General features: G+C 40.8%; 18 protein-coding genes. 11 read left to right on the forward strand and 7 right to left on the reverse strand.

Annotated features, from left to right (window positions below; all coding sequences use genetic code 11):
• Positions 1-346: 346 nt before the first annotated feature.
• From RIB15_RS14350 to RIB15_RS14360, 3 genes are all read left to right on the forward strand, one after another.
• Positions 347-850 (forward strand): hypothetical protein, encoded by a 504-nt coding sequence (locus tag RIB15_RS14350; protein ID WP_350202859.1) that lies wholly within the window; start codon positions 347-349, stop codon positions 848-850.
• Positions 851-1,012: 162 nt separating this feature from the next.
• Positions 1,013-1,858: a fimbrial biogenesis chaperone gene (locus tag RIB15_RS14355; protein WP_350202860.1), complete on the forward strand. Its 846-nt coding sequence runs from the start codon at positions 1,013-1,015 to the stop codon at positions 1,856-1,858.
• A 1-nt stretch (position 1,859) separates the two neighbouring features.
• On the forward strand, positions 1,860-5,375 hold the full coding sequence (locus RIB15_RS14360) for an SPOR domain-containing protein (protein ID WP_350202861.1): 3,516 nt from the start codon (positions 1,860-1,862) through the stop codon (positions 5,373-5,375).
• Between the two features lie 7 nt (positions 5,376-5,382).
• On the opposite strand, the gene rpoN is transcribed toward RIB15_RS14360, so the two are convergent.
• Both rpoN and RIB15_RS14370 read right to left on the reverse strand, forming a co-directional pair.
• Positions 5,383-6,891, reverse strand: a complete 1,509-nt coding sequence (gene rpoN, locus RIB15_RS14365) for an RNA polymerase factor sigma-54 (RefSeq protein ID WP_350202862.1) — start codon at positions 6,889-6,891, stop codon at positions 5,383-5,385.
• Positions 6,881-7,471, reverse strand: coding sequence for a DUF3109 family protein (locus RIB15_RS14370; protein ID WP_350202863.1), 591 nt, complete (start codon positions 7,469-7,471; stop codon positions 6,881-6,883). Before RIB15_RS14370 ends, rpoN begins: the two co-directional genes overlap by 11 nt.
• Positions 7,472-7,610: 139 nt before the next feature.
• Here RIB15_RS14370 and RIB15_RS14375 point away from each other — a divergent pair, with 139 nt between their 5' ends.
• From RIB15_RS14375 to RIB15_RS14405, 7 genes are all read left to right on the forward strand, one after another.
• Positions 7,611-7,880 (forward strand): hypothetical protein, encoded by a 270-nt coding sequence (locus RIB15_RS14375; RefSeq protein ID WP_350202864.1) that lies wholly within the window; start codon positions 7,611-7,613, stop codon positions 7,878-7,880.
• The gene (locus tag RIB15_RS14380) at positions 7,877-8,383 is read left to right on the forward strand and encodes an acyl-CoA carboxylase biotin carboxyl carrier protein subunit (protein WP_350202865.1); all 507 of its coding nucleotides are present in this window, start codon (positions 7,877-7,879) and stop codon (positions 8,381-8,383) included. The genes RIB15_RS14375 and RIB15_RS14380 overlap by 4 nt, the downstream gene beginning before the upstream one ends.
• Complete coding sequence (gene murA, locus RIB15_RS14385; protein WP_350202866.1) at positions 8,376-9,644, forward strand: UDP-N-acetylglucosamine 1-carboxyvinyltransferase; 1,269 nt, start codon at positions 8,376-8,378, stop codon at positions 9,642-9,644. The genes RIB15_RS14380 and murA overlap by 8 nt, the downstream gene beginning before the upstream one ends.
• Before the next feature lie 439 nt (positions 9,645-10,083).
• On the forward strand, positions 10,084-11,829 hold the full coding sequence (locus tag RIB15_RS14390; RefSeq protein ID WP_350202867.1) for an Rne/Rng family ribonuclease: 1,746 nt from the start codon (positions 10,084-10,086) through the stop codon (positions 11,827-11,829).
• A 55-nt stretch (positions 11,830-11,884) separates the two neighbouring features.
• Positions 11,885-12,433 (forward strand): ATP-dependent protease subunit HslV, encoded by a 549-nt coding sequence (hslV, locus tag RIB15_RS14395; protein ID WP_350202868.1) that lies wholly within the window; start codon positions 11,885-11,887, stop codon positions 12,431-12,433.
• Between the two features lies 1 nt (position 12,434).
• Positions 12,435-13,844: an ATP-dependent protease ATPase subunit HslU gene (gene hslU / locus RIB15_RS14400; RefSeq protein ID WP_350202869.1), complete on the forward strand. Its 1,410-nt coding sequence runs from the start codon at positions 12,435-12,437 to the stop codon at positions 13,842-13,844.
• A 172-nt stretch (positions 13,845-14,016) separates the two neighbouring features.
• The gene (locus RIB15_RS14405) at positions 14,017-15,912 is read left to right on the forward strand and encodes a S41 family peptidase (protein WP_350202870.1); all 1,896 of its coding nucleotides are present in this window, start codon (positions 14,017-14,019) and stop codon (positions 15,910-15,912) included.
• Between the two features lie 76 nt (positions 15,913-15,988).
• Here the strand turns inward: RIB15_RS14405 and RIB15_RS14410 are convergent, their stop codons facing one another.
• Positions 15,989-17,872, reverse strand: a complete 1,884-nt coding sequence (locus RIB15_RS14410; protein ID WP_350202871.1) for an AMP-dependent synthetase/ligase — start codon at positions 17,870-17,872, stop codon at positions 15,989-15,991.
• 120 nt (positions 17,873-17,992) lie between these two features.
• Here RIB15_RS14410 and RIB15_RS14415 point away from each other — a divergent pair, with 120 nt between their 5' ends.
• On the forward strand, positions 17,993-18,499 hold the full coding sequence (locus tag RIB15_RS14415; RefSeq protein ID WP_350202872.1) for a Fur family transcriptional regulator: 507 nt from the start codon (positions 17,993-17,995) through the stop codon (positions 18,497-18,499).
• A 9-nt stretch (positions 18,500-18,508) separates the two neighbouring features.
• On the opposite strand, the gene RIB15_RS14420 is transcribed toward RIB15_RS14415, so the two are convergent.
• The 4 genes from RIB15_RS14420 to RIB15_RS14435 are packed head-to-tail and all read right to left on the reverse strand — an operon-like array spanning position 18,509 to position 24,065.
• Positions 18,509-19,894 (reverse strand): D-alanyl-D-alanine carboxypeptidase/D-alanyl-D-alanine-endopeptidase, encoded by a 1,386-nt coding sequence (locus RIB15_RS14420; RefSeq protein WP_350202873.1) that lies wholly within the window; start codon positions 19,892-19,894, stop codon positions 18,509-18,511.
• Between the two features lie 28 nt (positions 19,895-19,922).
• Positions 19,923-20,807: a cell division protein FtsX gene (locus tag RIB15_RS14425; RefSeq protein WP_350202874.1), complete on the reverse strand. Its 885-nt coding sequence runs from the start codon at positions 20,805-20,807 to the stop codon at positions 19,923-19,925.
• Between the two features lies 1 nt (position 20,808).
• Positions 20,809-22,782 carry a putative porin gene (locus RIB15_RS14430; protein WP_350202875.1) on the reverse strand — a complete coding sequence of 658 codons (1,974 nt, stop codon included), beginning with the start codon at positions 22,780-22,782 and terminating at the stop codon, positions 20,809-20,811.
• The gene (locus RIB15_RS14435; protein ID WP_350202876.1) at positions 22,779-24,065 is read right to left on the reverse strand and encodes a competence/damage-inducible protein A; all 1,287 of its coding nucleotides are present in this window, start codon (positions 24,063-24,065) and stop codon (positions 22,779-22,781) included. Before RIB15_RS14435 ends, RIB15_RS14430 begins: the two co-directional genes overlap by 4 nt.
• Between the last annotated feature and the right edge of the window lie 160 nt (positions 24,066-24,225).

Consider the following 24,225-nt stretch of genomic DNA (forward strand, 5'->3'; position numbering starts at 1 on the left):
GAAAAGCTAGAAAATGAGTATTGATTAGAATCTCAATCCGATTCATAGAGAATGTTCACGTTTCTACCGGTATTAAACAGCAATGCAAGTGTAGATTACGATTAAATCTGCATTCCTAATCTTTTCGTATAGTTATTCAGATCTGAACATTAAAGAAATCTAAATATAAATCTGAGTGTGCTTACTTATTTTTGTACCGTAAAATTATCATCTAGGACAATGATTACATGGTTTCAGCTCAAAAAGTTAGGACGTTTTAATTAAGAGTATCTAACTAGGAAGGCTTTCAGAAGATCAATAATTTTCTTTCAGAAATTAAACAAACACAAAACTCAATCTCACGATTATGAAAACTTTAAAAACTCTTTTATCAGTATTCGCGATAGCGGCTGTTTTTTCAACAGGCACTTATGCTCAGCAAAACATTAATGCTACTGCTACTGTAGTTGATGCTATTGCTTTTGGTACTCACCAGGATCTTGCTTTTGGTACTTTAGCATCTGGCGATACTAAAACAATTAGTGCCGACTCTTCATCTGCAGGTTATTTCGAAATTACCAGCTACGCTCAAAGTAATACTATTGTAGCCGGTCTTTCTTACACTGACTTTACTGGAGGATCTGCACCTTCTTTTACAGAATCTTCTACCGTTAAGTATAGTTTCAGTGCAAGTGCTGCTCCAAATAATTCTAATCCTACACTTGGATCTGATGCAACTGGTGGTAACATCGCAACAAATACTGAGACAGATAACCTTTATATTTATATCGGTGGTTCTGTAGATGCAACTGGTGCAAGTGCTGGAACATATACTGATGCTCAAATTACACTAACTGTAGAGTATCTTTAAGACTTAGATAATCAAACTTTTCAAGCCATGAAGTTTTCTTCATGGCTTTTTTTATAACGGTCCACGACGTAGAAATAACCTGAAAAAAACTTAGTGTAAAAGATTTAATTATTTTATCTATTAAATGCTAAATTGAGAAAGCCACTAAGTAAAAAAAAGTTTATGAAAAACTTATTCAAGCACATAGCCACTACCTCTGTTTTTTTAGTGCTGTCAATTGTTATATCTGCCGAATTGATGGCCCAAATAACTATTGCCCCTACAAATCTGTTTATCGATTCAAGGAATAAGTTTGGTAGCTATTTAATCATAAATAATTCCAGTGAACCTTATGAAATATCTATAGATTTCTTATTTGGTTACAGTGAAGCAGATGAAAATGGGAACAGATATCTTGTTTATGACGATTCTGTTACAGCTGAAAAGTATTCTATTGTAGAGTGGATACGTGCGTTTCCCCAAAATCTCACTTTAGCTCCTAACCAAAGGCAAACTGTAAGGCTAAGAATTAATCCACCCAGCGATATTGAAAATGGTACGTACTGGGCTAGAATAAGAACAACTGCTACACCGCGATCAACAGCTATAGAAGATCAAAGTAATCAGGGTATATCTGCAAATATTGGATTAAGAATTCAGCAAATAACAGGTATTTTTTATAAAAATGGGACGGTTTCTACTGACATAAACATAAAAGATATTACTACTGAACAAAATAATGGCCAGATTGATGTTTTTTATGGCTTAGAAAGAACAGGAAACTCACCCTTCATAGGCAGTATTGGCGTAAAAATGTATGACTCAAACAACCGGGTTGTAAGAGAGAACATAAACTTTACTTCCATTTATTTTGATTTGAAACTTAAAGACTCCTTCGATATATCAGATCTTGCACCTGGCAATTATCGAATAGAGGTTACTGTCAAATCAGAACGTAGTGACATATCAAGTAGTGATTTAATCCAAATTGAACCAGTACAAAAAACCTCGACAATAAGAATTCCTTAAGGTGCTTAAGCATTGGAGATTCTCAATATCAACTATATTAATTATTGTTTTTTACCTTGGGTTATCTTCAACAAACCTTAAGGGGCAAAACAATAATGCTGAAGATTTCGAGGTTTACCTGGATTTTAGACACCGGGGTATAATTAATTCAGTTGTTATCTCCTACTACAAAAATGATGAATTTTACCTTCCAATCTCTGAGCTATTTTCACTCTTTGATATCGACCATTCTATAAATGGGTTAATAGTAGATGGCAAATTTGGCCAATCTCAAATTCCTTATCGTATTAACCTTAATAATAATCAAATCAAGTTTGGGGAACACGTCACTGAACTTACTGCAGATGACTATCTCGTTAAAGAAATTGATTTCTATTTAAGAGCAGACATTTTTTATGAGGCATTTGCACTAAATTTCACTATTGACTTCAACAATCTAGTTCTAAATCTGGAAACTCAACGAGAACTCCCTGCTGTTCAGCAGGCAATTCGTTCACAAAGAAGACAGCTGGCGAATGAGAATCGCTATCAGGAACAGCGGTATGAGCTCAGATACGACCGACAACGTCCTTTTCTTGATGGCGGATTTATCGATTATAATTTGTCTGCCAATGTAAATTCCGGGGTTAACGTTTATAACCTAAATACAAACCTGGGTGTACAGCTTTACGGCGGAGATCTTCAGGGTTCAGTTTTTGGCAGCTATTCAGAAAACTTTACCAATGTTGCTACGGATAACTTGAGATGGCGGTATATGTTTCGTGATAAGCCCTGGCTTACCAAACTAACCATCGGGCAAACTACTACGGACGGGTTTGCCAGAAATGCTTATACAGGAGTCAGAATTACCAATGAACCGATTGAACCCCGACGCCTTTTTGATGAATTTGTTGTTCAGGGGAATACCATACCACAATCGGAAGTTGAACTGTATATGAACAATGCACTTATTGACTTTCAACAGTCTGACGAGTTAGGAAATTATCGCTTCCTCACTCCTATTACCTACGGGTCCTCTCAGCTTGACTTGAAGATATATGGACCAACCGGACAGATTATAGAACGATCGGACCGCATCCAGATTCCCTTTACATTCCAGCCTGAAGGAGTTTTTAATTATTCAATTAATGCTGGTCGGCTGGACAACCCCATTTTTGGTGAGACTTCCCAGGATTTCACAGCTCAGGGAAATGGAGCCTATGGTATCACGGATTGGCTGACAGCAAAAACGGGTGTGGAATACTATCAGGGTTATCATGATGCACTCCCTACTTTCACCTCAAGTTTATCTTCACGAATTGCTTCTAATTATATCCTGACAGTTGAAGCGGCAACTGATGCTTATTACAGAGGTTACATAAATGTTATTTATCCAAATTCAGCGAGTCTGAATATAGATTATACTGATTTTACCAACGGCTTTAGTATTTATAATCCTTCCAATGACGATAAAAGATTAGTTGCCAGTGTATTCTACCCATTTAATTTTTGGGGTTTGCCATTCAACGTCAGAGCATCCACTTTTTCCCGAATTCGTCCCACCACTAATAATACTACAATTCGATTTGATGCCAATTCCAGAATTGGAAAGTTAAATTTAAGGGTTGGTTATAGCGACCGCTTTGTTGGCGATATAGACCTGTTCAATCCTACAAATACCGCTTACTTAGAAACTTCAGCCACCTATAATATCTCCCGAAATAGAAACCTTCCCTCATATTTGAGAGGGGTATTTCTGAGAGCTCAAATGCGCTATCAGCCAACACTTGACAAATTTGATTCAGCAGAATTCCTTATATCTCAAAACGTATTCGATCAAGGGCGTCTGCAACTTTCTTTGGGACGTAACTTTGCCGGAGAGTATAACACCCTCCGCTTTAGTCTTGTTGTAGATCTCGATAAAGCCCGATCAAGTACCACATTCAGCAACATCAGGGGCAACAATAATTTCACTCAGAATATTCGCGGCTCTGTGGGTTACGATACGAACTATAACAATTTTATTTTTACCAGTCGTGATCAGGTAGGGAGATCTGGAACTGCAATACAGCTATTTGTGGACAATAATAACAATGGATCTTTCGATGACGGGGATGACCCCATTCGTGGTAATGCCGTTCGGGTTCAGCGCTCAGGAGCCATCAGTCAATCAAAAAACGGTGTTCTCTACTACACCCAAATGCAGCCCTATTTTTATTATAACATGGAGATGAATAAGGGAGCTATACAGAACCCAATGCTAATCCCAGAATTTGAAAAGTTTGGTTTGATTACTGATCCCAACCGTTTCAAAAAAGTAGAGGTCCCTTTTTACATGTCTGGAGTTATTGAAGGAATAGTTCGAAGGCAGTCATTGAATGGTCAGAAAATGGGAGTTGCAGGTTTAAAAGTACTTCTAACTCAAGAAAACGGAGATTTTAGTAAAGAACTTAGAACATTCTCTGATGGCAGTTTTTATGATTATGAGGTTCCCCCGGGTGAATATGTACTTGAAATTGATCCTTCACAGTTAGACCTGCTTGGTTCAAAATCAATCCCCGAAAAAATTGAATTTGAAGTTCAAGCCATTCCGGAAGGTGACTTCGTAGAAGGACTGGAAATTCTGTTGGTTCCGAAAGACTATCAGGCAAATGAAACTTCCATCACAGCAGGATCAAATATAGCCCAAACTGCTAATAATGGCGGGGGTATTTCACTGGAATACAACATTGCAGTAGATAGCCTTAGCTTGAATAAATGTCGGTATGGAGTTCAGCTGGGTGCTTTTTCAACCTTTGAAGCGGCACGAAAAATTGTGAAAAACTATAGCAGAGATTCAAACTCATATGTTGTCTATAATGAGCCACGAAAGCTATATGCGGTTCGAACAGGGCTTTTTCAGGACCTTGGCAGAGCTTCTCAATTTACGCAGAACCTGACTTCTAATTACCCCGACGCAGCCGTACTAAATCAATGCTATGAAACAGTTGCCACCAACTACGAGCCGGGTGGTATTAGATATGATCTTCAATTTGCTGCTTTCACAAACCCTTACCGTGCAGATTCTTATTTAGCTGATTTGAAATCAAAATATCAACTAGATCCGCATAGATACCGGGACCCTGAATCATTGTTATATAAAGTTCGGCTTGGCCCCTTTTCATCACTTCGATTAGCCGAGCAGGAACGGCGAAAAATTCTTAATTCCTCTTCCATTTCAGATGTCTATATCTCAAAGCAGGAGTTACCTGCTTCTATGATCAATGTTGATTTCGAATTTATCCTTCAGTTGGGTGAATTTGAAACGGACCGCAAAGCTGTTTTATATGCCATCCGAGTTGAAGAAGAATTTGAACTTAATTCGAAGATACTGGTGGATGAGCGTGAAAAAATTGTATTGGTTGTAGAAGATATTTATACCGATTGGGAGGAAGTACTATCCGTTCGAAAAGAAATTATGAACAACAGTACTTTTAAAACTCCGATTATACATCTCCTGGAACAAAAAAATGACAATCAGGTTACCTTTAGCTGGTAATCAAGATTTAGATCACCTGCTTGCGCATCCGGGCAACAGGTTGATTCAGCTGTTCCCGATATTTGCTTACCGTTCTCCGGGCTACTTTATACCCTTTGTCATTTAACATATTTGTCAACTCCTGATCGCTGTATGGCTTTTGCTTGTCCTCATTATCAATAAGTTTCTCCAGGATATTTTTTACTTCACGGTTTGACACCTCTTCCCCACTCTCCGTCTCCAAGCCTTCATTAAAGAAATACTTGAGCTCATAAACCCCGAAATATGTTTGTACATACTTTCCATTAACAACTCTGGAAACCGTCGAAATATCCATTCCAATTCGCTCTGCCACATCTTTTAAGATCATAGGCTTTAAACCTTCGCCAAACTTGAAGAAGTCTTCCTGCAAAGCCACAATCGTCTTCATAATGTTCATCAGCGTATTCTGTCGCTGACGAATAGACTCTATAAACCACTGCGCCGAATCAATCTTACTCTTCATGAAAGAGTGAGCTTCAGCATCGGTATTCTTTTTCTTTTTAGCTTTGATCTCCTCCCACATTTGCTTGTACTCAGGAGATATTCGCAGAGACGGTGCATTTCTTTGATTCAGGTTAATCACGAATTCTCCGCGATCATTCTCGCCGTCTTCAATCCCCTTCCAATACACCTCAAAATCCGGCTCAATATAATTCTGGGTTTCTTCCATGTCACTTGCAACTGAACCCGGGCGGGGATCCATTTGTCGAATCGCCTCAAAGGCTTCCTGTAATTCTTCACGGCCTATATTGAACTTCTGCAACAGTTTGGAGAAATGCTTTTTTTCAAAAGATTTCCAGGCTTTTTCTACAATTTTTATAGCCAGATTAAGTCCGGGTAAATCTTTTTCTGAGTCTTTTAATTGTACTAATAAACAATCCTGTAAATCTCTGGATGCAATACCAATAGGATCAAGTTGCTGTATCTTTTTGCGAACGCTTTCCACCATATCTTCATCAACCAATACTCCCTGATTAAAAGCAATATTATCGACCACCGCTTCCAGCTCACGCCGGAAATATCCGTCTTCATCAAGCGAGCCTAAAATCTGATCGGCGATCAATTCTTCTTCCTCTGATAGATTGAGAAAAACAACCTGCTCTTCCAGCTGTTCTAAAAAGGAAGCGTGATATGGATTGGGCAGTTCCTTCCATTCTTCAATATCCGGATTATAGGAAGTACTGTAGTTTTCTCCGTCATATTCAGTATTAGAATCATACTCGTCCCAATCTACCTCGTGTTCTTCCAGGCTTTCCAGGGCTTCTTCTTTTTCTTCCTTCGGAGCTTCTTCTGGCTCTGATAAGCTTACCGTTTCAGCTTCTCCCGGGTTTATCTCTTCGAGCACTGGATTGGCTTCCATCTCTTCCTTTATCCGTTGCTCCAGGGCAATGGTAGGTAGCTGCAACAGTTTGATATACTGCAACTGTTGTGGAGAAAGCTTTTGCTGTAAGCTTTGCTGCTGCTTTTGACTTAAATTTTGTTGATTACGTAGCATGCTTTTCCTTTTGGCGAATCTCTTTACAAGCTTCTATAAAACTCGAAAACCACTTTTCTCCATATCGTCGAACTAAAGGTTTTTCAAGAAATTCTGCCAAATATATATTCTCATCTTTACCTCTTTCGCATGCAGCTGAGCATAGTTTCGGCACATACTCGTAATTAGCATAATCAAAACCAGCTATTTTTTTGAGGCGAACCGGAAACAGATGACAACTGATGGGCTTTTCCCAACCCAATCTGCCCTCAAAATAAGCTTGTTGAATAGCACAATAAGCCACTTCGTTCTCATCATACTTCACAAAAATGCAATCTTCACTTTCAATAGTTGATATCTCATAGCCGGTTTTTTGTGTGCCTATGACGACCCCATCCCTTTCAGCAACTTCTACAGCTTCTTTTCTCAGCTCGCCTTTTAGTTTATCATAAGCCTTATGTAAGGCAGGGATTTCCTCCTTGGCTACGGGCGCTCCGGCATCACCTACAACACAGCACGCCCCTTTGCATCGAGGTAAATCACATGCAAATTGTGCTGTAGCTATATCGTCTGAAAGAATAGTATTTTTTACTTTGAACATAATTCAAGATAAGAATCAGTTCGACACTTTTCGATGTTCAACTTCCTGTTTTTTAAATTCAGTTCATTCTCTCATAATTCATTAAATTCTGCTTTTAATTATTTGTGATAATTTTGCATCGGTTCTATCTTCTCTACATATGAGAAAACTGACCCCATCAGAACACAAAATTTTAGATCGTCTTATTTTTCCTGAACCATTTGATGTTCTACAGGAAGAAACAAAACTGCAATATGGCGAACTTCGTGACGATCTGATCAACCTTATGAATTCAAGGCTTATTCAAGTTGTAAATCCAGACCAACCTGAACAAAACGGAACCTATTATTTCGATTCAGATAATGTTCAGGACTCAACGTTCCGGATCACAAAATCAGGCATTAATCACATAAAAAAGAGTCAGAAATGAAATTCCAGGCAACCATAGGCGAAAACAGCCACGATGTAGAACTTTCTCCTAAAGATGGATCTTTTAAATCGGGCAATAGCGAAGGTAATTACACTTTTGAGTTTGTGAACGGGCGCCACATTCTGCGCACGGGAACAAAAACCTACAACATTGATAATGTAAGTTATGAAGGTTCAGCTATTGAGTTTTCTATGAATGGTATCTGGCATTCGGTAGAAGTTAAAGATGAACAAGAATTGTTACTCGACCGGCTCGGCTTTAAAACGGCAGCTGCTGCAGGTGAAGGAATCCTGAATGCCCCAATGCCGGGTAAAATTCTCGAAATAATGGTATCTGAAGGCGATGAAGTTGAAAAAGATCAGCCTCTTGTGATCCTGGAAGCCATGAAAATGGAGAACGAGCTCAAAGCTCCCATCAGCGGAACCATCGCGAGTATTTCGGCAGAAGTCGGACAATCACTAGAAAAAAATTCACCTATACTGGAGATCGAAACCATTGGATAAATTTATTATTGAAGGCGGTACCCCATTAAAAGGAACCATTCCCATCAGCGGATCAAAAAATGCCGCATTACCACTCATGGCCGCCTCATTGCTTGGAAACTCAACATCGACTATTCACAATATCCCCCGCCTGAAAGATATTTATACTTTCAATAATGTGATTCGTGTTGTAGGTGCTCAGGTAGATTTTAAGGAAGAAGAAAATACGCTTATCATCGATCCATCCAATATAAACCATTTGGAAGCACCTTATGACCTGGTTCGCAAAATGCGGGCATCATTCTATATGCTTGGGGCTTTGGTTGGTAAACATGGATATGCAAAAGTATCTATGCCGGGAGGATGTGCCTGGGGGCCCCGACCCGTAGATTTACACCTGAAAGGGATGGAAGCTATGGGAATCAAGATTGAACTGGATAAGGGATATGTAATTGCCAAAGCCGATAATAAAATCGAAGGAGGTTCCTTTCGTCTTGAGCCAAGTTCGGTTGGAGCCACCGTTAATTTACTACTCGCTTCTGTGTTGAAGGCAAGAAAATTCACCATTCACAATGCAGCCAAAGAACCTGATGTTGTTCAGCTTTGTAATTTCCTGGTTAAGATGGGTGCTGATATTGAGGGAATTGGATCCGATACACTTACCATAAAAGCCGTTGATTCTTTAGAAGGAATAGAAGTTTCCAACGACCCGGATCGCATCGAACTCGGGACCTTTATGATAGCCGGAGCTATGTTCCCCGGTTCAGAACTTACCCTTACAGGCTGCAACCCGGATCAGCTTGGAGGATTCACCGACAAACTCCGGAAAACCGGTACCTCTGTAGAAGTGGATGGCACAACTATTCACGTTAAAGCCCCTGATAAACTGAAGCCCGTTTCCATAAAAACTGAAATTTACCCCGGCTTCCCTACCGACCTTCAGGCGCAGTGGGCAACCATGATGACCCAGGCAGAGGGCGACTCTAAAGTCACCGACACCGTTTACTTTGACCGTTTCAGCTATGTACCAGAACTCACCCGCTTAGGTGCTGAGATGGACGTAGAAAAAAATACGGTTCATATATCCGGGAAAACCCTTCTCAAGGGCGCTTCCGTTATGAGTACGGATCTGCGCGCTAGTGTGAGCCTTGTTCTTGCAGCGATGGTTGCCGAGAACCACACCGAAGTGCTCCGTATCTACCATCTCGATCGTGGGTATGAGTCACTGGAAGATAAGCTGAGTGCAGTTGGAGCAAGTATTAAACGGGTTGATGAGAATTGATCCGGGCTCTGAAATTAAAGTGATCACTCCTTAAAAAACCATTTACATTAGTGCGCTTTCAGAGTTATATTAATCGTAGGAAAAATCGACCTGAACAAGCTTTTTTAAACTTATTTTCGATTGCATAACGCACAAAATACATACCAAAAACAAACTTTGGTGGCATCACTGTCTCACACTTTGAAGGATGCCTCTATCGATTTTTTCTTTTTCTGCGGATTACTATTTACAGCCTTAACGCAGACTCTCTTTTCTGATTCCGACAAGGAATCCCCAAATAAAACAATTTTAACAGAATTTACTCCCGAAGCAGCCGCTCGACCGTTTGCTTCCAACCCCAATCTCTTTAATGAGACCGTAATCAATTTGCACCGTAAATTAATGCGATGGTTCGTTTGCAGGGGTTTCAGCGGCTTCCGGGAAAGGAAGAATTTTACTAATGAAGAATCAAATTATTATACACTCTTCGGGCAATCAGACCCGTATTGCGCTTTTAGAAAACAGCGAGTTAGCGCAGCTATTCATCGAAACGGAAGAAAACCAGCGTACGGTTGGTAATATTTATGTAGCACGCGTCCACAAAGTGCTGAGTGGTATCCGTGCCGCCTTTATAGATATGGGCACCCCTAAAGATGCTTTTTTGCACTTTTCGGATGCAGGCGATCATCTCGATGAATATATCACCAAGCTTAATGGCCAAAATGCAATTCCCGGCCACGCCAAGAAAGACATTGAGAATAAAGACAATCTCTCGAATGTCGAAAAACAAATTTTAGCCGGTAAAATGCTCCGAACCGGACAAAAGCTTTTGGTACAGATTGTTAAGGAACCGATTGGCTCTAAAGGACCCCGAATTTCTACCGATATTACCATTGCCGGTCGTTTCCTCGTACTTATTCCAATGGGTGATTACATCGCGGTATCGAAAAAAATCGGCCATTACAAAGAACGACGACGCCTGAAAGGCATTCTCAACAACATGGTTCCCGATGGTTTTGGCGTGATTGTACGAACCGTTGCCCAGGGTCAGGATAAAGAAGCTCTTGAAGATGACCTTCGAAATGTGTTGAAGAAGTGGGAGCAGATTGTTGACAAGCTTGAAGATGCCAAGCCCCCTTCCCTGCTCTATCGTGACCTGAATATGACGGAGAGCCTGATCCGTGATCTGTTCGCCAAAAACTACGACCGGGTTTTGATTGATGATCCTGAAATGTATCGTCAGATTAAATCCTACGTAGGTCAGATTGCTCCTCAAATGGTTCCCAATGTGGAATTGTATAAAGGCAAAGAGCACATCTTCGACTTCATGAAGATTGCCCACGATGTGAATTCCATTTTCAGCCCGCGTGTGAGAATGAAATCGGGCGGTTACCTGATCTTTGAGCAGACCGAGGCCATGTATGTGGTGGATGTGAATTCCGGCCCATACGCTGCTAAAAAGAAACAAGAGGACAATTCCCTTAAAACCAATCTTGAAGCTGCCAGAGAGGTTGCTAAGCAGCTCAGGCTTAGAGATATCGGTGGTATTATCGTTGTTGACTTCATTGACCTGCGGGATGACAAAAACCGTAAGAAAATCTATGATGAGCTAAAGAAGGAATTCGTTAAAGATCCTGCCAAAACCAATGTAATTGGGATGAGTGATTTTGGTCTGGTTCAGATTACACGGCAAAGAATTCGCCCAAGCGTTGTAAACTCGGTATCAAAAGTCTGCCCGGTTTGTGGCGGCTCCGGAAATGTAGTAACACAAGATACCATTCTCACCGACCTCGAAACCTGGTTGAGTAAGTTCAAGCACAACACCAGCTATCGTGCTGTTGATCTGTATGTAAATCCATTCCTGAAGTCGGTTCTGACAAAAGGTCTGATGAGTACACACTGGAAATGGATGGCCAAATACCGCATCAAGATTTCTTTGATTGGTGATGAAACGGTTTCTATGAATGAATTCCGTGCCACCCTCGTAGGCTCAGACATTGATATTACTGATATCGTAATGAGAGATGAATCGATTGAGGAAGTGCTTGATCGTGAAGGCGAACTCATTGAGCTTGAGAGCGGTAAAGGAGATAAAGAGAACCTGGATATCTCTAAAAAAGAGAGAAGCAACTCAAGCAGATCGTCAGGCCGTAATGACAATTCGAACGGAAGAGACAATTCTAAGTACTATAAGTCTTCTAACTAAGGCTTGGCTTGGTTTTTGTTTTTATCGGTTCAACTATCATTAAAAAATTGAATACATGAGTTTATCTGAACTACACGCAACTACGGTAGTCGGTGTTATCCATAATGGGAAAGCCGCTATCGGGAGTGACGGACAGGCTACCATGGATAAAACCGTGATGAAAAGCACCGTCAAGAAAGTACGCAAGCTGCACGAAGGCAAAATACTGGCCGGATTTGCCGGTTCTACCGCCGATGCTTTCACCCTTTTTGAGAAATATGAGGAAAAGCTGAACGAGTATAACGGCAACATGGAACGAGCCGCCGTTGAGCTTGCCAAAGAATGGCGAAAAGACAAGTTCCTGCAAAAGCTACAGGCTTTGTTGGTGGTAATGAACAACGAGAAAGGATTATTGATATCCGGTCAGGGTGATGTAATTGAACCCGATGATGAGGTAGCTGCCATTGGAAGCGGCGGATCATATGCCCTTTCAGCGGCCAGAGCGATGAAAAAACACGCTTCAGAATTATCGGCCGCCGAAATCGTTAAAGAGTCACTGCATATTGCAGCCGACATCGATATTTACACCAATCACAACATTACGATTTTAGAAATAGAAGATTGATATGCTAACTATTCAGGAAAAGAATTTAACGCCTCAGCAAATTGTAGCTGAGTTAGACAAGTACATTGTAGGGCAAAAGTCAGCCAAAAGATCTGTTTCTATCGCACTCCGAAACCGATGGAGACGATTGAATTCTGAAGAAGAAATCCGGGATGAAATTATTCCTAATAATATTCTACTGATTGGCCCCACCGGTGTGGGTAAAACAGAGATTGCGCGCCGACTTGCTAAATTAGCACATGCTCCTTTTATGAAAGTGGAGGCCTCCAAATTTACGGAAGTAGGTTATGTTGGGCGTGATGTAGAATCCATGATTCGCGACCTGACCGATGTTGCCATTAGCATGGTGAAGCAGGAAATGCAGGATCGTGTAAAAGAGAAAGCGGAGCACAAAGCAGAGGAACGTATCCTTGATATCCTTATACCTCCTGTTAAAAAATCCGGTGTTGGGTTTAACAGTAGTTCAAGCAGTGAGGATTTTGACCCTCAGAATGCCAGCGATTCAGAGCTGAACGAACGTACACGTGAACGCTTCCGGGAGAAACTCAGAAACGGAGAACTCGAAGATCGTGAGATTGAAATAGAGGTGAATTCTTCCAAAAACCCAATGATGAAAGTATTTGGTCCTCAGGGGATGGAAGAAATGGGCATTAATCTGCAGGATATGCTCGGCAACCTCGGCAAAGGAAATAAAAAGACCAAGCGTAAGCTTCCCATTAAAGAAGCACGTGAGATTCTTACAGAGGAAGAAGCCGAAAAACTGATCGACCATGAATCTGCTGTACAGGAAGCACTTGAGCGTGTTCAAAAACAAGGCATCGTATTTATAGATGAGATTGATAAAATCGCTGAATCCTCAACCGGAAGCGGTGGCAAAGGCGGGCCGGATGTAAGCCGACAGGGTGTGCAGCGTGATCTCCTTCCTATCGTTGAAGGCAGCGCCGTAAACACCAAACACGGCATCGTAAAAACAGACCATATTTTATTTATCGGCTCAGGAGCTTTTCACGTTTCCAAACCCTCGGATTTAATCCCCGAACTACAGGGGCGATTCCCGATCCGGGTTGAGCTTAATTCTCTCACAGAAGATGATTTCGTCGATATTCTTTCAAAACCTAAAAATGCACTAACCAAGCAGTATATAGCAATGCTTAATACTGAGGGTGTAGAAATTGAATTTAGAGATGAAGCTATTCGGGAAATAGCTCGTATCGCAGCCGAGGTGAATGCATCTGTTGAGAATATTGGCGCCAGAAGATTACATACTATTATGTCTTCTCTGTTTGATGAGCTTTTATTCGCTGTTCCGGATGATATCAATTCAGGCAAAATTACGATTGATCGCGCCTATGTTGATAAACAGCTGGCAGGCATTGTGAAGGACAAGGATTTAAGCCATTATATACTATAAGGAAATCCAAAGCCGTCTTTAATTTCGTATTAAGCTTATGAAGGCGTTAACTTGTTTTAACGCCTTCTTTGTAATTGTAGAATACTACATTATTTAGTACAATCGTTGGAATTGAAACTTTTTACCAAAACTTTGGTTTTCTATTACCACACATGGATGTAAGATGATATTTATGCACTTAAAGAAAATACTTTACCCCAATCTTCTCATATTATTTATTCTTGCGGCTCTCCGCTTTACCGGAGTCGACCCTGTTCTTCAGTCTGGAACTGACGACACCAAGAATTTGACAAAATATCATCAGGCTCAGCGTAGTATTATTGCCAATTATTTTCGGGAGCCGGACTTAAGTAAGATGTATAAAACAAGTATCAAGCGAATGGTTGAGGCTATCAAAGACTCTACCCTTCTTATTGATGGTACTCCAATTGATACTACTTTCCAGGGAATTCAAATAAACAGTATCAGAGATTCTTTTTCTAATTTCGAAAAAGCTTACTTATACATCTCAAATAACAGTCCTGATGAAAACATGACTAAGCTCACCGAAGCAGCCATAAAAGGTATGTTTTCCACACTAGATCCTCACTCCATTTACATTGAGCCAGAAGATAATGAGCAGATCCAAACTGAGTTTGCGGGCAAGTTTCAAGGTATAGGCGTACAGTTTCAGGTTATTGAAGATACTATAACCGTTATTACAGCAATTTCTGGCGGACCAAGCGACCAGCTAGGAATTCGCTCCGGAGACCGGATCATAGCCATTGAAGATTCATCCGCTGTTGGATTTACCAATGAAATGGTTGTGAATAGGCTAAGGGGTGAAAAGGGTTCTAAAGTTAAGGTTACTATTAAGAGACCTAACGCAGATCAACCCATCAATTTTATTATCACCCGTGATGATATTCCCCTTTATACTGTTGATACTTCGTACATGCTGGATGAAAAAACAGGATATATCAAAATAAATCGTTTTGCTGCTACCACTCATGATGAGTTTATGCAAGCCGTAAAAGACCTCGAAAAAGAAGGTATGGAAAGAATTGTGTTAGACCTTCGTGGAAACCCGGGTGGATACCTGAGCCAGGCTATTGCTATTGCTGAAGAGTTCTTTCCCCAGGGAACCGAACTGGTTTCTACCAAGAGCAAGAACAGCCGCTTTAATGGAGAATATTTCTCCAGGAAAGATGGTGAGCTTAAAGAGCAGCCAGTCATAATTTTAGTTGACGAAGGTGCAGCATCAGCAAGTGAAATTGTAAGCGGTGCCGTTCAAGATCATGATCGCGGGTTGATTGTCGGCAAAAGAACATTCGGTAAAGGCTTGGTACAGCAACAGTATGAACTGGTTGATAAAAGTAGTGTCAGAGTTACCATTTCCCGGTACTACACACCTTCAGGGCGTTTGATTCAAAAGCCTTTTGTAGAAGGTGGCGAACAGTATGCATATGAAATTTATCGTCGTGATGAAGCTATGAATGATGCTTCTGAGTTTATTAACCACGTACCTGATTCGCTGAAATACTCAACCGATGCAGGCCGTACCGTATATGGCGGCGGTGGTATCGTGCCAGATTATATTGTCCCCTCAGACACTACTACTTCTGCTTATGTGTTCAACTTTTCTATTCGTGAGAGAGCTTCTTTTGACTATGTGCGTTCTTTCCTTGATGAGCAGGGAGATTCATTTCGAGAAAAATGGAAAAATGACTTTGAGGGTTTCAGGAACACCTTTGAGTGGAATCAGAACCATATTGAAGGTGTAAAATCATTACTTGAGGAAAGAGGCATGGTTATTACTGACACCGTAAATTCACCGAAATTTCAGAACGACTCACTATTTATTCCTAATGGTCATTTCGAAGAAGTTTCTTATTTAGTTGAGGGTAGAATGAAAGCTGAACTAGCCCGACAAATTTGGGGTATGCAGTACTTCTACCCTATCGTCAATGACATTTTTGATAAAACACTCAAAGAAGCTATGACGCTTTGGGATGCTGTTGCCCGGCTTGAAGCACTTGCCAGTGGTAAAGCAGATGCCAGCATTGGGAATCTCCAAAATCAGAATTGATTTCTGTTTCTTTCAGATTTTCTCATACACAAAAAAGGCCTCCAACTGGAGGCCTTTTTTGGTTAGACAAATTCAATTAATCATTGTCATCTTTGAAAATATCGTCTATCAAATGACCATATTTATCTGAAATAACCCGGCGTTTAACTTTGAGGGTTGGTGTAATTTCTCCAGTCTCTACCGTGAACTCATTAGGAACTAACCGGAAGTCTCTGATTTTTTCATGAGAAGCAAGCTCTTTGGAAAAAGACCGGATTTCTTTCTTGTAGATATCCTTCACTTCGTCCAGCTCAATAAGCTCTTCATTGTTTGAAAATGAAAGTCCCTGCTCCCTGGCAAACTTTCCCAATACCTCAAAATCGGGCACAATGATAGCTGCCATATAATTTTGTGCTTCTCCCACAACTACAATCTGATCTATCCACTTACTGGTTTTAAAAAGATCCTCAATAGGTCCCGGATAGATATTCTTACCTCCGGCATTTACAATCATATGCTTAATGCGATCTGTTATCTTGAGGAAACCTTCATCGAACTTACCAACGTCACCCGTATGCAGCCAGCCATCGTCGTCAATCATTTCCCTGGTCGCTTCTTCATTATTCCAGTATCCCTTCATTACATTAGGACCTTTACAAAGAATTTCTCCAGCCTCGGAACTGGTTTCACTTGGATAGTCTTCTCCGCTAATTTGTGCAAGCATCCGTCCATCCTGAAGACTTTGAATACCTACCGTTACCCCGGGAATAATTGTTCCTACAGCACCAACCTTCTCCTGGCCCGGTTTGTTGGCGGCCATTACAGGAGATGTCTCCGTAAGCCCATACCCCTGTAGAATATTCATACCCGCACACTGGAAAAAAGTATCGATCTCTGGCGGAAGTGCCGCTCCACCTGAAACAAATAACCGAACATGTCCGCCTGTTCGCTCTTTCAGTTTATCAAAAACGAGTTTGTCGGCAATTTTCTTTTGCAGAGTGACCAACCCCCGCTTTCCTTCAGAATATTTGCGGCCTGTTTCAACTGCCCAGTTAAATATTTTCTTTTTGGTTTCACTCCCCTCTTCCACACTTTTTACAATCAGATTATACATCTTCTCGAAAAGACGCGGCACGCTTATCATGATTGTAGGTTTGGCTTCGGGCATATTCTTGGAAACAGTGTCCACACTTTCAGCATAATAAACTTCAACACCAGACGAGATCATTGCATAATAGCCCGCTGTTCGTTCAAAGGAATGGCAAAGTGGCAAAAAGGAAAGCAGCCGGTCTTTATCGTCCCAGTAAATATGTTGGGTAGCAGCCTTAACATTGCTTACGATATTATGATGGGTCAACATTGCACCCTTTGGCTTACCGGTTGTTCCGGAAGTGTAAATAAGCGTAGCCACGTCTTCCGGCTCCACCTCCATCGTTCTTTTCTTTATAACTTCTTTATGTTCTTCCAGATTTTTGCCGCCCTCGATTAACATATCCTCGAACATTTTGACATAATTTTCTTCCATCAAGTGCTCAAGTTTGGGAACATCGAAGGCAATAACTTCATCCAAATCGTCACAATTATCGAAAATCTCTACTGCCTTTTTGAGTTGAAGTCCTGTAGAAACAAAAAATATTTTTGCTCCGGAATCCTGCAAAATATATTCACACTGCCCCGGAGGAAGTGTTGTGTACAACGAAACATTAATCCCTCCAACAAGCTGAATAGCCAGGTCAACAGCGGCCCACTCGTACCTGTTTTCACTTAAAATTCCTACTCTATCTCCTTTCTCAATGCCTTTCTCTACCAGATAGGCTGCAATTGAATAAACATCATCGGTAACCTGTTCCCAGTAAATAGGTTGATATTCAGAGTCGGGATCCGGCTTATAATAAAACTGGGCTTTATCGGCCCCGTCATACTTCCGGGAAAGATTTAAGAACAATTCAGTCAGTGTTTCAAAAGGGACTATTGTAGGCATATTGTTTTAATTTATTCCGTATGTAACTCCACCCGAAATATAATACTCTTGAAATCAAAAGCACGGGTTTCAAAAGCAAGTTTACAAATCGTATATTAGAGCAGAAACTTAATTGATAATATGGCACATCCAGCGCACGAAGATACTGTAAATTTAGTAAAGGAGATATTTCGCTCTTACCTTAAAGAACGAAATCAACGTCAAACACCTGAACGTTTCATGGTTTTGGAAGAGATATATACTGCCGATGGTCACTTTGACGCAGATGATATCTTCTTTCGTATGAAGGAAGCCGGCACCCGTGTATCCCGGGCAACCGTCTACAATACTCTCGATTTGTTAGTTGAGTGTGGATTGGTTCAGCGCCAGCAATTTGGGAAAAGTCAGTATTATTACGAGCGTGCATATGCTTATCAGCAGCATGATCACATTATATGCCGGGAATGTGGCCATGTCCTGGAGTTCTGTGATCCCCGGGTAGGTGAAATCCAACGCATGCTGTCCGAAATTCACGATATGGACATTGATGGCCATTCCTTACACTTCTTTGGAACCTGCAGCGATAAAGAGGCGTGCCAAAAGCGCCAGAAATCCGGCAACAAACTAGCTGATCTAAAAGAGTCTTAAGCAGACTGCTTAATAGTTTTGGTGAATAAACCAGAGTATCTTTTCCATTTCTACCTTAACAACACTTGAAGAGCTGACGTAATGGTTATTCATGAATGAGAAGATCAACTTCTTTCCGCTTTTTGTAACGAGGTAACCACTCAGGCAGTGATTATTACTCAGCGTACCCGTTTTTGCGAAAATGTATGGCTCTCCTCCTTCTCTGTGTGCATACCAATTTCTTATTGTACCTGATTCTCCCCCCGCTGGAAAATGCCTGAACATTAATGAGTCATCAGCAAACTCAGCATCTATCAGAGATAAAAGCTCAACCATATTCTGAGGCGTAAACAAATTATAACGGGAAAGCCCGGACCCATCCCTCCAAACCGGGTCTTTTGAAAAGTTACTGAAATACTCTTCCGAGACTTTAGCTATTACCCTGCTGGAATTCATTGGCAGGTTTTTTTCTGCCGCAATACTTAGCAGTAACTGTTCAGCCAAAAAGTTATCACTGGGCTGTAGCATTCTTGTTAAAACCGTGTCTTTATTGATTCCATACAGCCGGTTTGTGTAACCTGGCTTGACACGGTCAACATAAGTCACATCCTTATTTAAAGTATCTGAAAGCAGATTTGTGATTAGTTCAGGAGTATAATGAAATGGCCGGTAACTGGTGTACTGTACTGTATCCGACTTTCGGCTATACTCAAATGTATTACTGTTAAAGTCTCTGAACAGAAATGGCGTTTCTTTCCCCGGTCTTTGCTGAGCAAGTTCTATCCGGGACTTGAAAAATGCAGGCTTTATTACATATCCATCTTCATTCTCAGCGATCTTTATTTGATTTATTTCCTGAACTTCAATCTCCGCCACATTACCATACATTGGAAAGGGACTCTTCTCTGTAGAATAATAGTACTGATAGTCGCCCCATGCCCAACCGGGACCAAGTAATTCATCTTCATAGTGATTATCCGAGTAGTACAGATCATATAGGCTCTCTTTTAGAAAATTAAATGCCGTAGAATCATTAAAATCCGGGTGAAGAAAAGTTGGGTCACCGGTTCCCCAAAAAATGAGAGAGTCTCCGCTTATGATATAATCAAGAGCTGGTAACGAGTCGGGCAATTGTTTAAGAGAAGCAAAAAAAGTATACAGTTTTGTGTTGGATGCCGGGGTGAAATACTTATCAGAATTCCTGTGAAAAAGCGTGGTATCCTCTTCCGGGTCATATAAAACAAATCCGGTAAAGTTACTTTTAAAGACTGCTGAGGAATCGAATGCAGCTGCCAAAGGAGACGTGCTTTCCTTGCTAGAGGGAGTAACTTCACTTACAGGCTCCGTTGTCTTACAACTGATTATAAATAAGAAAGTAAAGACAAGGAAAAGGGGCTTGTGTTCTAAAAATTGCATAAATGAGTTTTATATAAATTAAATCTGATCAGCCTGAGATATAAGTCTCTTGTATAAACCGGCGTGCCGCCCAACGACTACCCCACCAGCCCATTAGTAACGAAAGTACGACCATAGCACTTACTAAAAAGTACCATCTTCCAAATGGCCAGCTAAGTGTTCCTAAGTCAGCGAGATAAAATGGAATGGCAAATTCGAAGATAAAAAATACACAGACAACTGCCATTGTACCCGCAATCAACCCTTGCAAAATACCTTCTACAATAAATGGACTTCGGATAAACTTGTTTGTGGCCCCAACCAATTTCATGGCTCGTATCAAATCACGTTTAGCATATATGGTGAGCCGGATGGTATTATAAACGAGAATCAAGGCTGCCAAAAGAATCAGGAATCCAATACCTCCGCCAATTAAAGTGAATGTATTCAGATTAGATTCCATCACTCTGAGCAAAGCTGCGTTGTATTCAATTTCATCAACCCCACGTAAATTTCTTAACTGAGATACCATCGTTTCTATCTTATCTGCCCCGACATCTGTATCCACACTCAGACGAAATGAAGCCGGAAGAAAATTGAGCTCAGCAAGTTCTTCCACACCCGTTCCAAATTCTCTTCGCATTATAGCTGATGCACTGTCTTTTGAGATATACATAACTTCCCTAACCAATTCCTCACTTTCTAACTCCTGCCTGATTTGGTTGGTAGTTCGTTCGTCTACATCAAATAAAAAGACTTCCACTTCTATCATATCTTTGATAGACATAGCCTGACTATAGATATTAAATCCAATCCTTGTTAGAACACCCAATAAAAGCACCGCGATAAACAGGGAAAGTATAGATGTTGTAGCCGCAAGCTTGGCTCTTTTTATTCCTGTAAATCCTTCTTTAACAATGTATTTTAGACTCATATTAATTTCTGAATTGTGCTCTTATTCCTACAATTAAACGTCGTGGCGGCATCGGAAATCCGGCTGCTTCAAAGTAGCCCGACTGACCTAATCCGTCAAGCGCATTTTCCCACCTTAGTACAACCATTATTCCTCTAACCCTGGCCGAAAGTTCCCCATCCAGTCGAAAGAACGGTGGGAGCTCCTGATAGGTACTATTTCCCTGCCAATAGCTTAATTCGGTATTGTATGTTCGGGCTGAATAAAACAGAGGTGATAATAAGGTTTTTATGCCAATTTTAAGATAGGCGGCCCGATCAAATACATATCCTTTCACAAATGCTGAGTTCCTAAGCCATAAAACCTGACTTTGATGATTAAGCCCGGCCAGATTACTTTCAGGATTCTCATATCTAAACTGCTGTAATGCAGCTGAGCTCTCAATTTCAAACCGATGATTCTCAAAACGGCCAAACACCATTCCGCTCAACTGTTCAATCTTATCACTATTTGAGAATGAACTATCAGGATTTAAAAAAGTAGCTTTATCGGAAGATTTAAATCTGCCTGAAACACCAAATGTAAGGCCTGGAATAAGATTAAAGTCAACACTTCCAGCTGTAGAAATCCCGCTCTCATTTTCAAGATCTACGTTTCCTGTATAGCTTTTTGATTGCCAGTATAAAGCCTGCATGGTAGGTATTTGGCTATAACTTGCAGCACTAACATTAACCCTAAGCTTATTCGAAATTAGTGAATTCACTCCTATACTGAGATCATGACCTGAATACCCATCACTACGTTTTTTGAATCTAGCTTTACTGTATAACTCGAGGTTAGTAATAACTTGATATCCAATGGAAGCTTCTCCATTTACTTCATTCCAGGAGTTTTCTGAGAGTGCAGAGTTATTTTCTATAGAATAATTTTGCGCCTCTATTTCTCCACGTATTGTCAGGTCATTAAAGATAAATTCTTTAAAAATATTACCTCCTACAGCTCTTAGCTCCCATCCAAGAGTATCTCCTGTAAAACGAAGATCTTTTTTGTTGTTGGTTATAGAAAGTTCAAATCCGCCATCCTCAGCAGAAGCCGTGTCTTTTCGGTGATAAATTCCTCCAATCAAATCCCATCTTGTATACTCTGAATTACCATTAAAGCTATTCGGGGCAGAAGTAAATTCATCAAAAGGAAAAGTTGATGGGTTCCCTACGTTATATCCGAATGGTTCGTCATTATTAAGTTGATTTCGCAGGTACATCCCTCTAATCAGAAAGCGGTCATTCAGGTGATGATAAACACGCCCTACTACCTGACTCCCTTCTATATTACTGTTTGGATAATATCCTCCTCCCCTGCGATCCCAATATGAAAGCTCCAAATTGGTTTGTTCAGAAAAATTCTGGGCTACCAAAAATTCCAGGTTTCGGTAAGCACCACTCGCTTCATCATAGTTCAGATAGCTAATGGGTTTAATGATGTAATAATCCCGTAGCCGAATATCAGAATAGTAATTTCCTTCAAATGACTCTGTAGCAACTCCAATTTTACGATGGGGTATCAGGTTGTAATTTGGCAGTCCGGTAATTGGGTTATTCAGCGAGAGGCCTTCCATCTCAAGCCGCTGCTCATAAGGCTGATATCCATTTATATGAAAAGCATCAACACGACCATTAGTACCTTGCCTGTATGAAATCACATCGCGCCTATACGCCTGATAATCTCCCCAATTTGGCCATATTTGCCAGCGCATAAGGCTGTCGTTGGTAATCTGAGTGGAACCAAGTGTGTTATGTTCTATCCACGGGGTTATCTGACCTGGCTCTGGTTTCTTTTCCTTTTTCTGCAGGGTTGTATCCCGGGGGGTAGTTCTCAGCGAATCTGGGTTACTAACCTGAACTTGAGATGAATCTACGGCCGTAGAATCAGAAACTTGTCCCAGCACAGGAAACCAAAGCATCAGAAAAATAATATGGAGGCCTGTCAGTTTCTTCAAGAAAATTGCTTTTTTAGATCATACGGCATGGTTTCAATGCCTTTGAGCACTCTGCGGGTAATTTCCAGAAGTACCATTTTAGTTCTTTCTTTGTTAATGAGTCGATCTTTGGTAAACATAGCTTTTATCGCAAAATGTTCACCTTCGTTTTGATAGAAACCCATCCAAACGGTACCCACTGGTTTTTCCTCTGTCCCTCCGCCGGGGCCGGCAATTCCTGTAGTTGAAATCCCAATTTCTGTACCTAAAGTTTTGGCAACACCTTTGGCCATTTGCAGTGCAACTTCTTTACTTACCGCACCTACAGAGTCCAAACTCTGCTGAGAAACACCCACTTGCTTTACCTTCACATGATTTGCATATGAGACTATACCACCATCGAAATAATCACTGCTTCCGGCCACATCCGTAAATGTGTTTGCAATAAGTCCACCAGTACAACTTTCAGCTACAGCTATTTTTAATCCTCTTTCTTTCAATAATTTCCCAACGGCTTCACTGATTGAGAAGTCTTTTCCTTCACCGTAAATATACTTACCCGCTTTTTGGTAAATAACTTCTGTAAGTTTTTTAAGGTTTTCCTGTGCCTCTTCTTTGGTTGAACCGCTCCCGTTCAGTCTAAGTGTAACACCTCCTGGAGAAGGTAAAAAGGCCAGGCTCACACCATTCTCAAAATATCCTGATAAATCGCCCAGAACCTGATCACTTAGTGTACTTTCACCAACACCTGCTGTTTTAATATAATGAGAGTATAGAAAGCCAATATTCCCAAAAACCTCTCTTAGTTTAGGAGCTACACACTTTTTCATCAGGTGCTCCATCTCATAAGGTACACCGGGAAGAACAGCGAGATAACTTCCCGCTTCAAACCACATGCCCGGAGCCGTGCCCGCCTTATTGAAAAGGACTTCAGCATTTTCAGGCACTTCCGCCTGACTATAATTCGACTTTGAAAATGGAATATTTCTTTTTTTAAAAATGGATTTAATATAGTCCAGTGTTTTCTGATCAAGCTTATAACCTACTTCAAATAACTCTGCAACAGCCTTTTTGGTCATATCGTCATGTGTAGGCCCTAACCCTCCTGTACATATAACAACCTCTGATTCCTGCATAGATGTTTTTATAGACTTTTTGATAAGATCGAGGTCGTCAGATATCGTCAGAACCTGAGCAACTTCAAATCCAAGTCCGGTCAAAAATTCACCCAGCCAGGATGCGTTGGTGTTTACCGTATCGCCAATAAGAAGCTCGTTGCCGATGGAGATGATCTGTGCTTTCATGGGGCGTAAATTCCGTATTAGCCAACCCAATTTCCACAGTTATTTAAAGGGACAAGGTTTTAGGTGTTAGATTTAGTGAATAGAATACATACTAAATCTAACACCTTGTAACTAAGCCCAGCTCTCAAAAATCTATGATGTTATCGTCTGAATTACTTAG

The organism is Gracilimonas sp., from assembly GCF_040218225.1.
In the GTDB taxonomy this organism is placed as follows: domain Bacteria; phylum Bacteroidota; class Rhodothermia; order Balneolales; family Balneolaceae; genus Gracilimonas.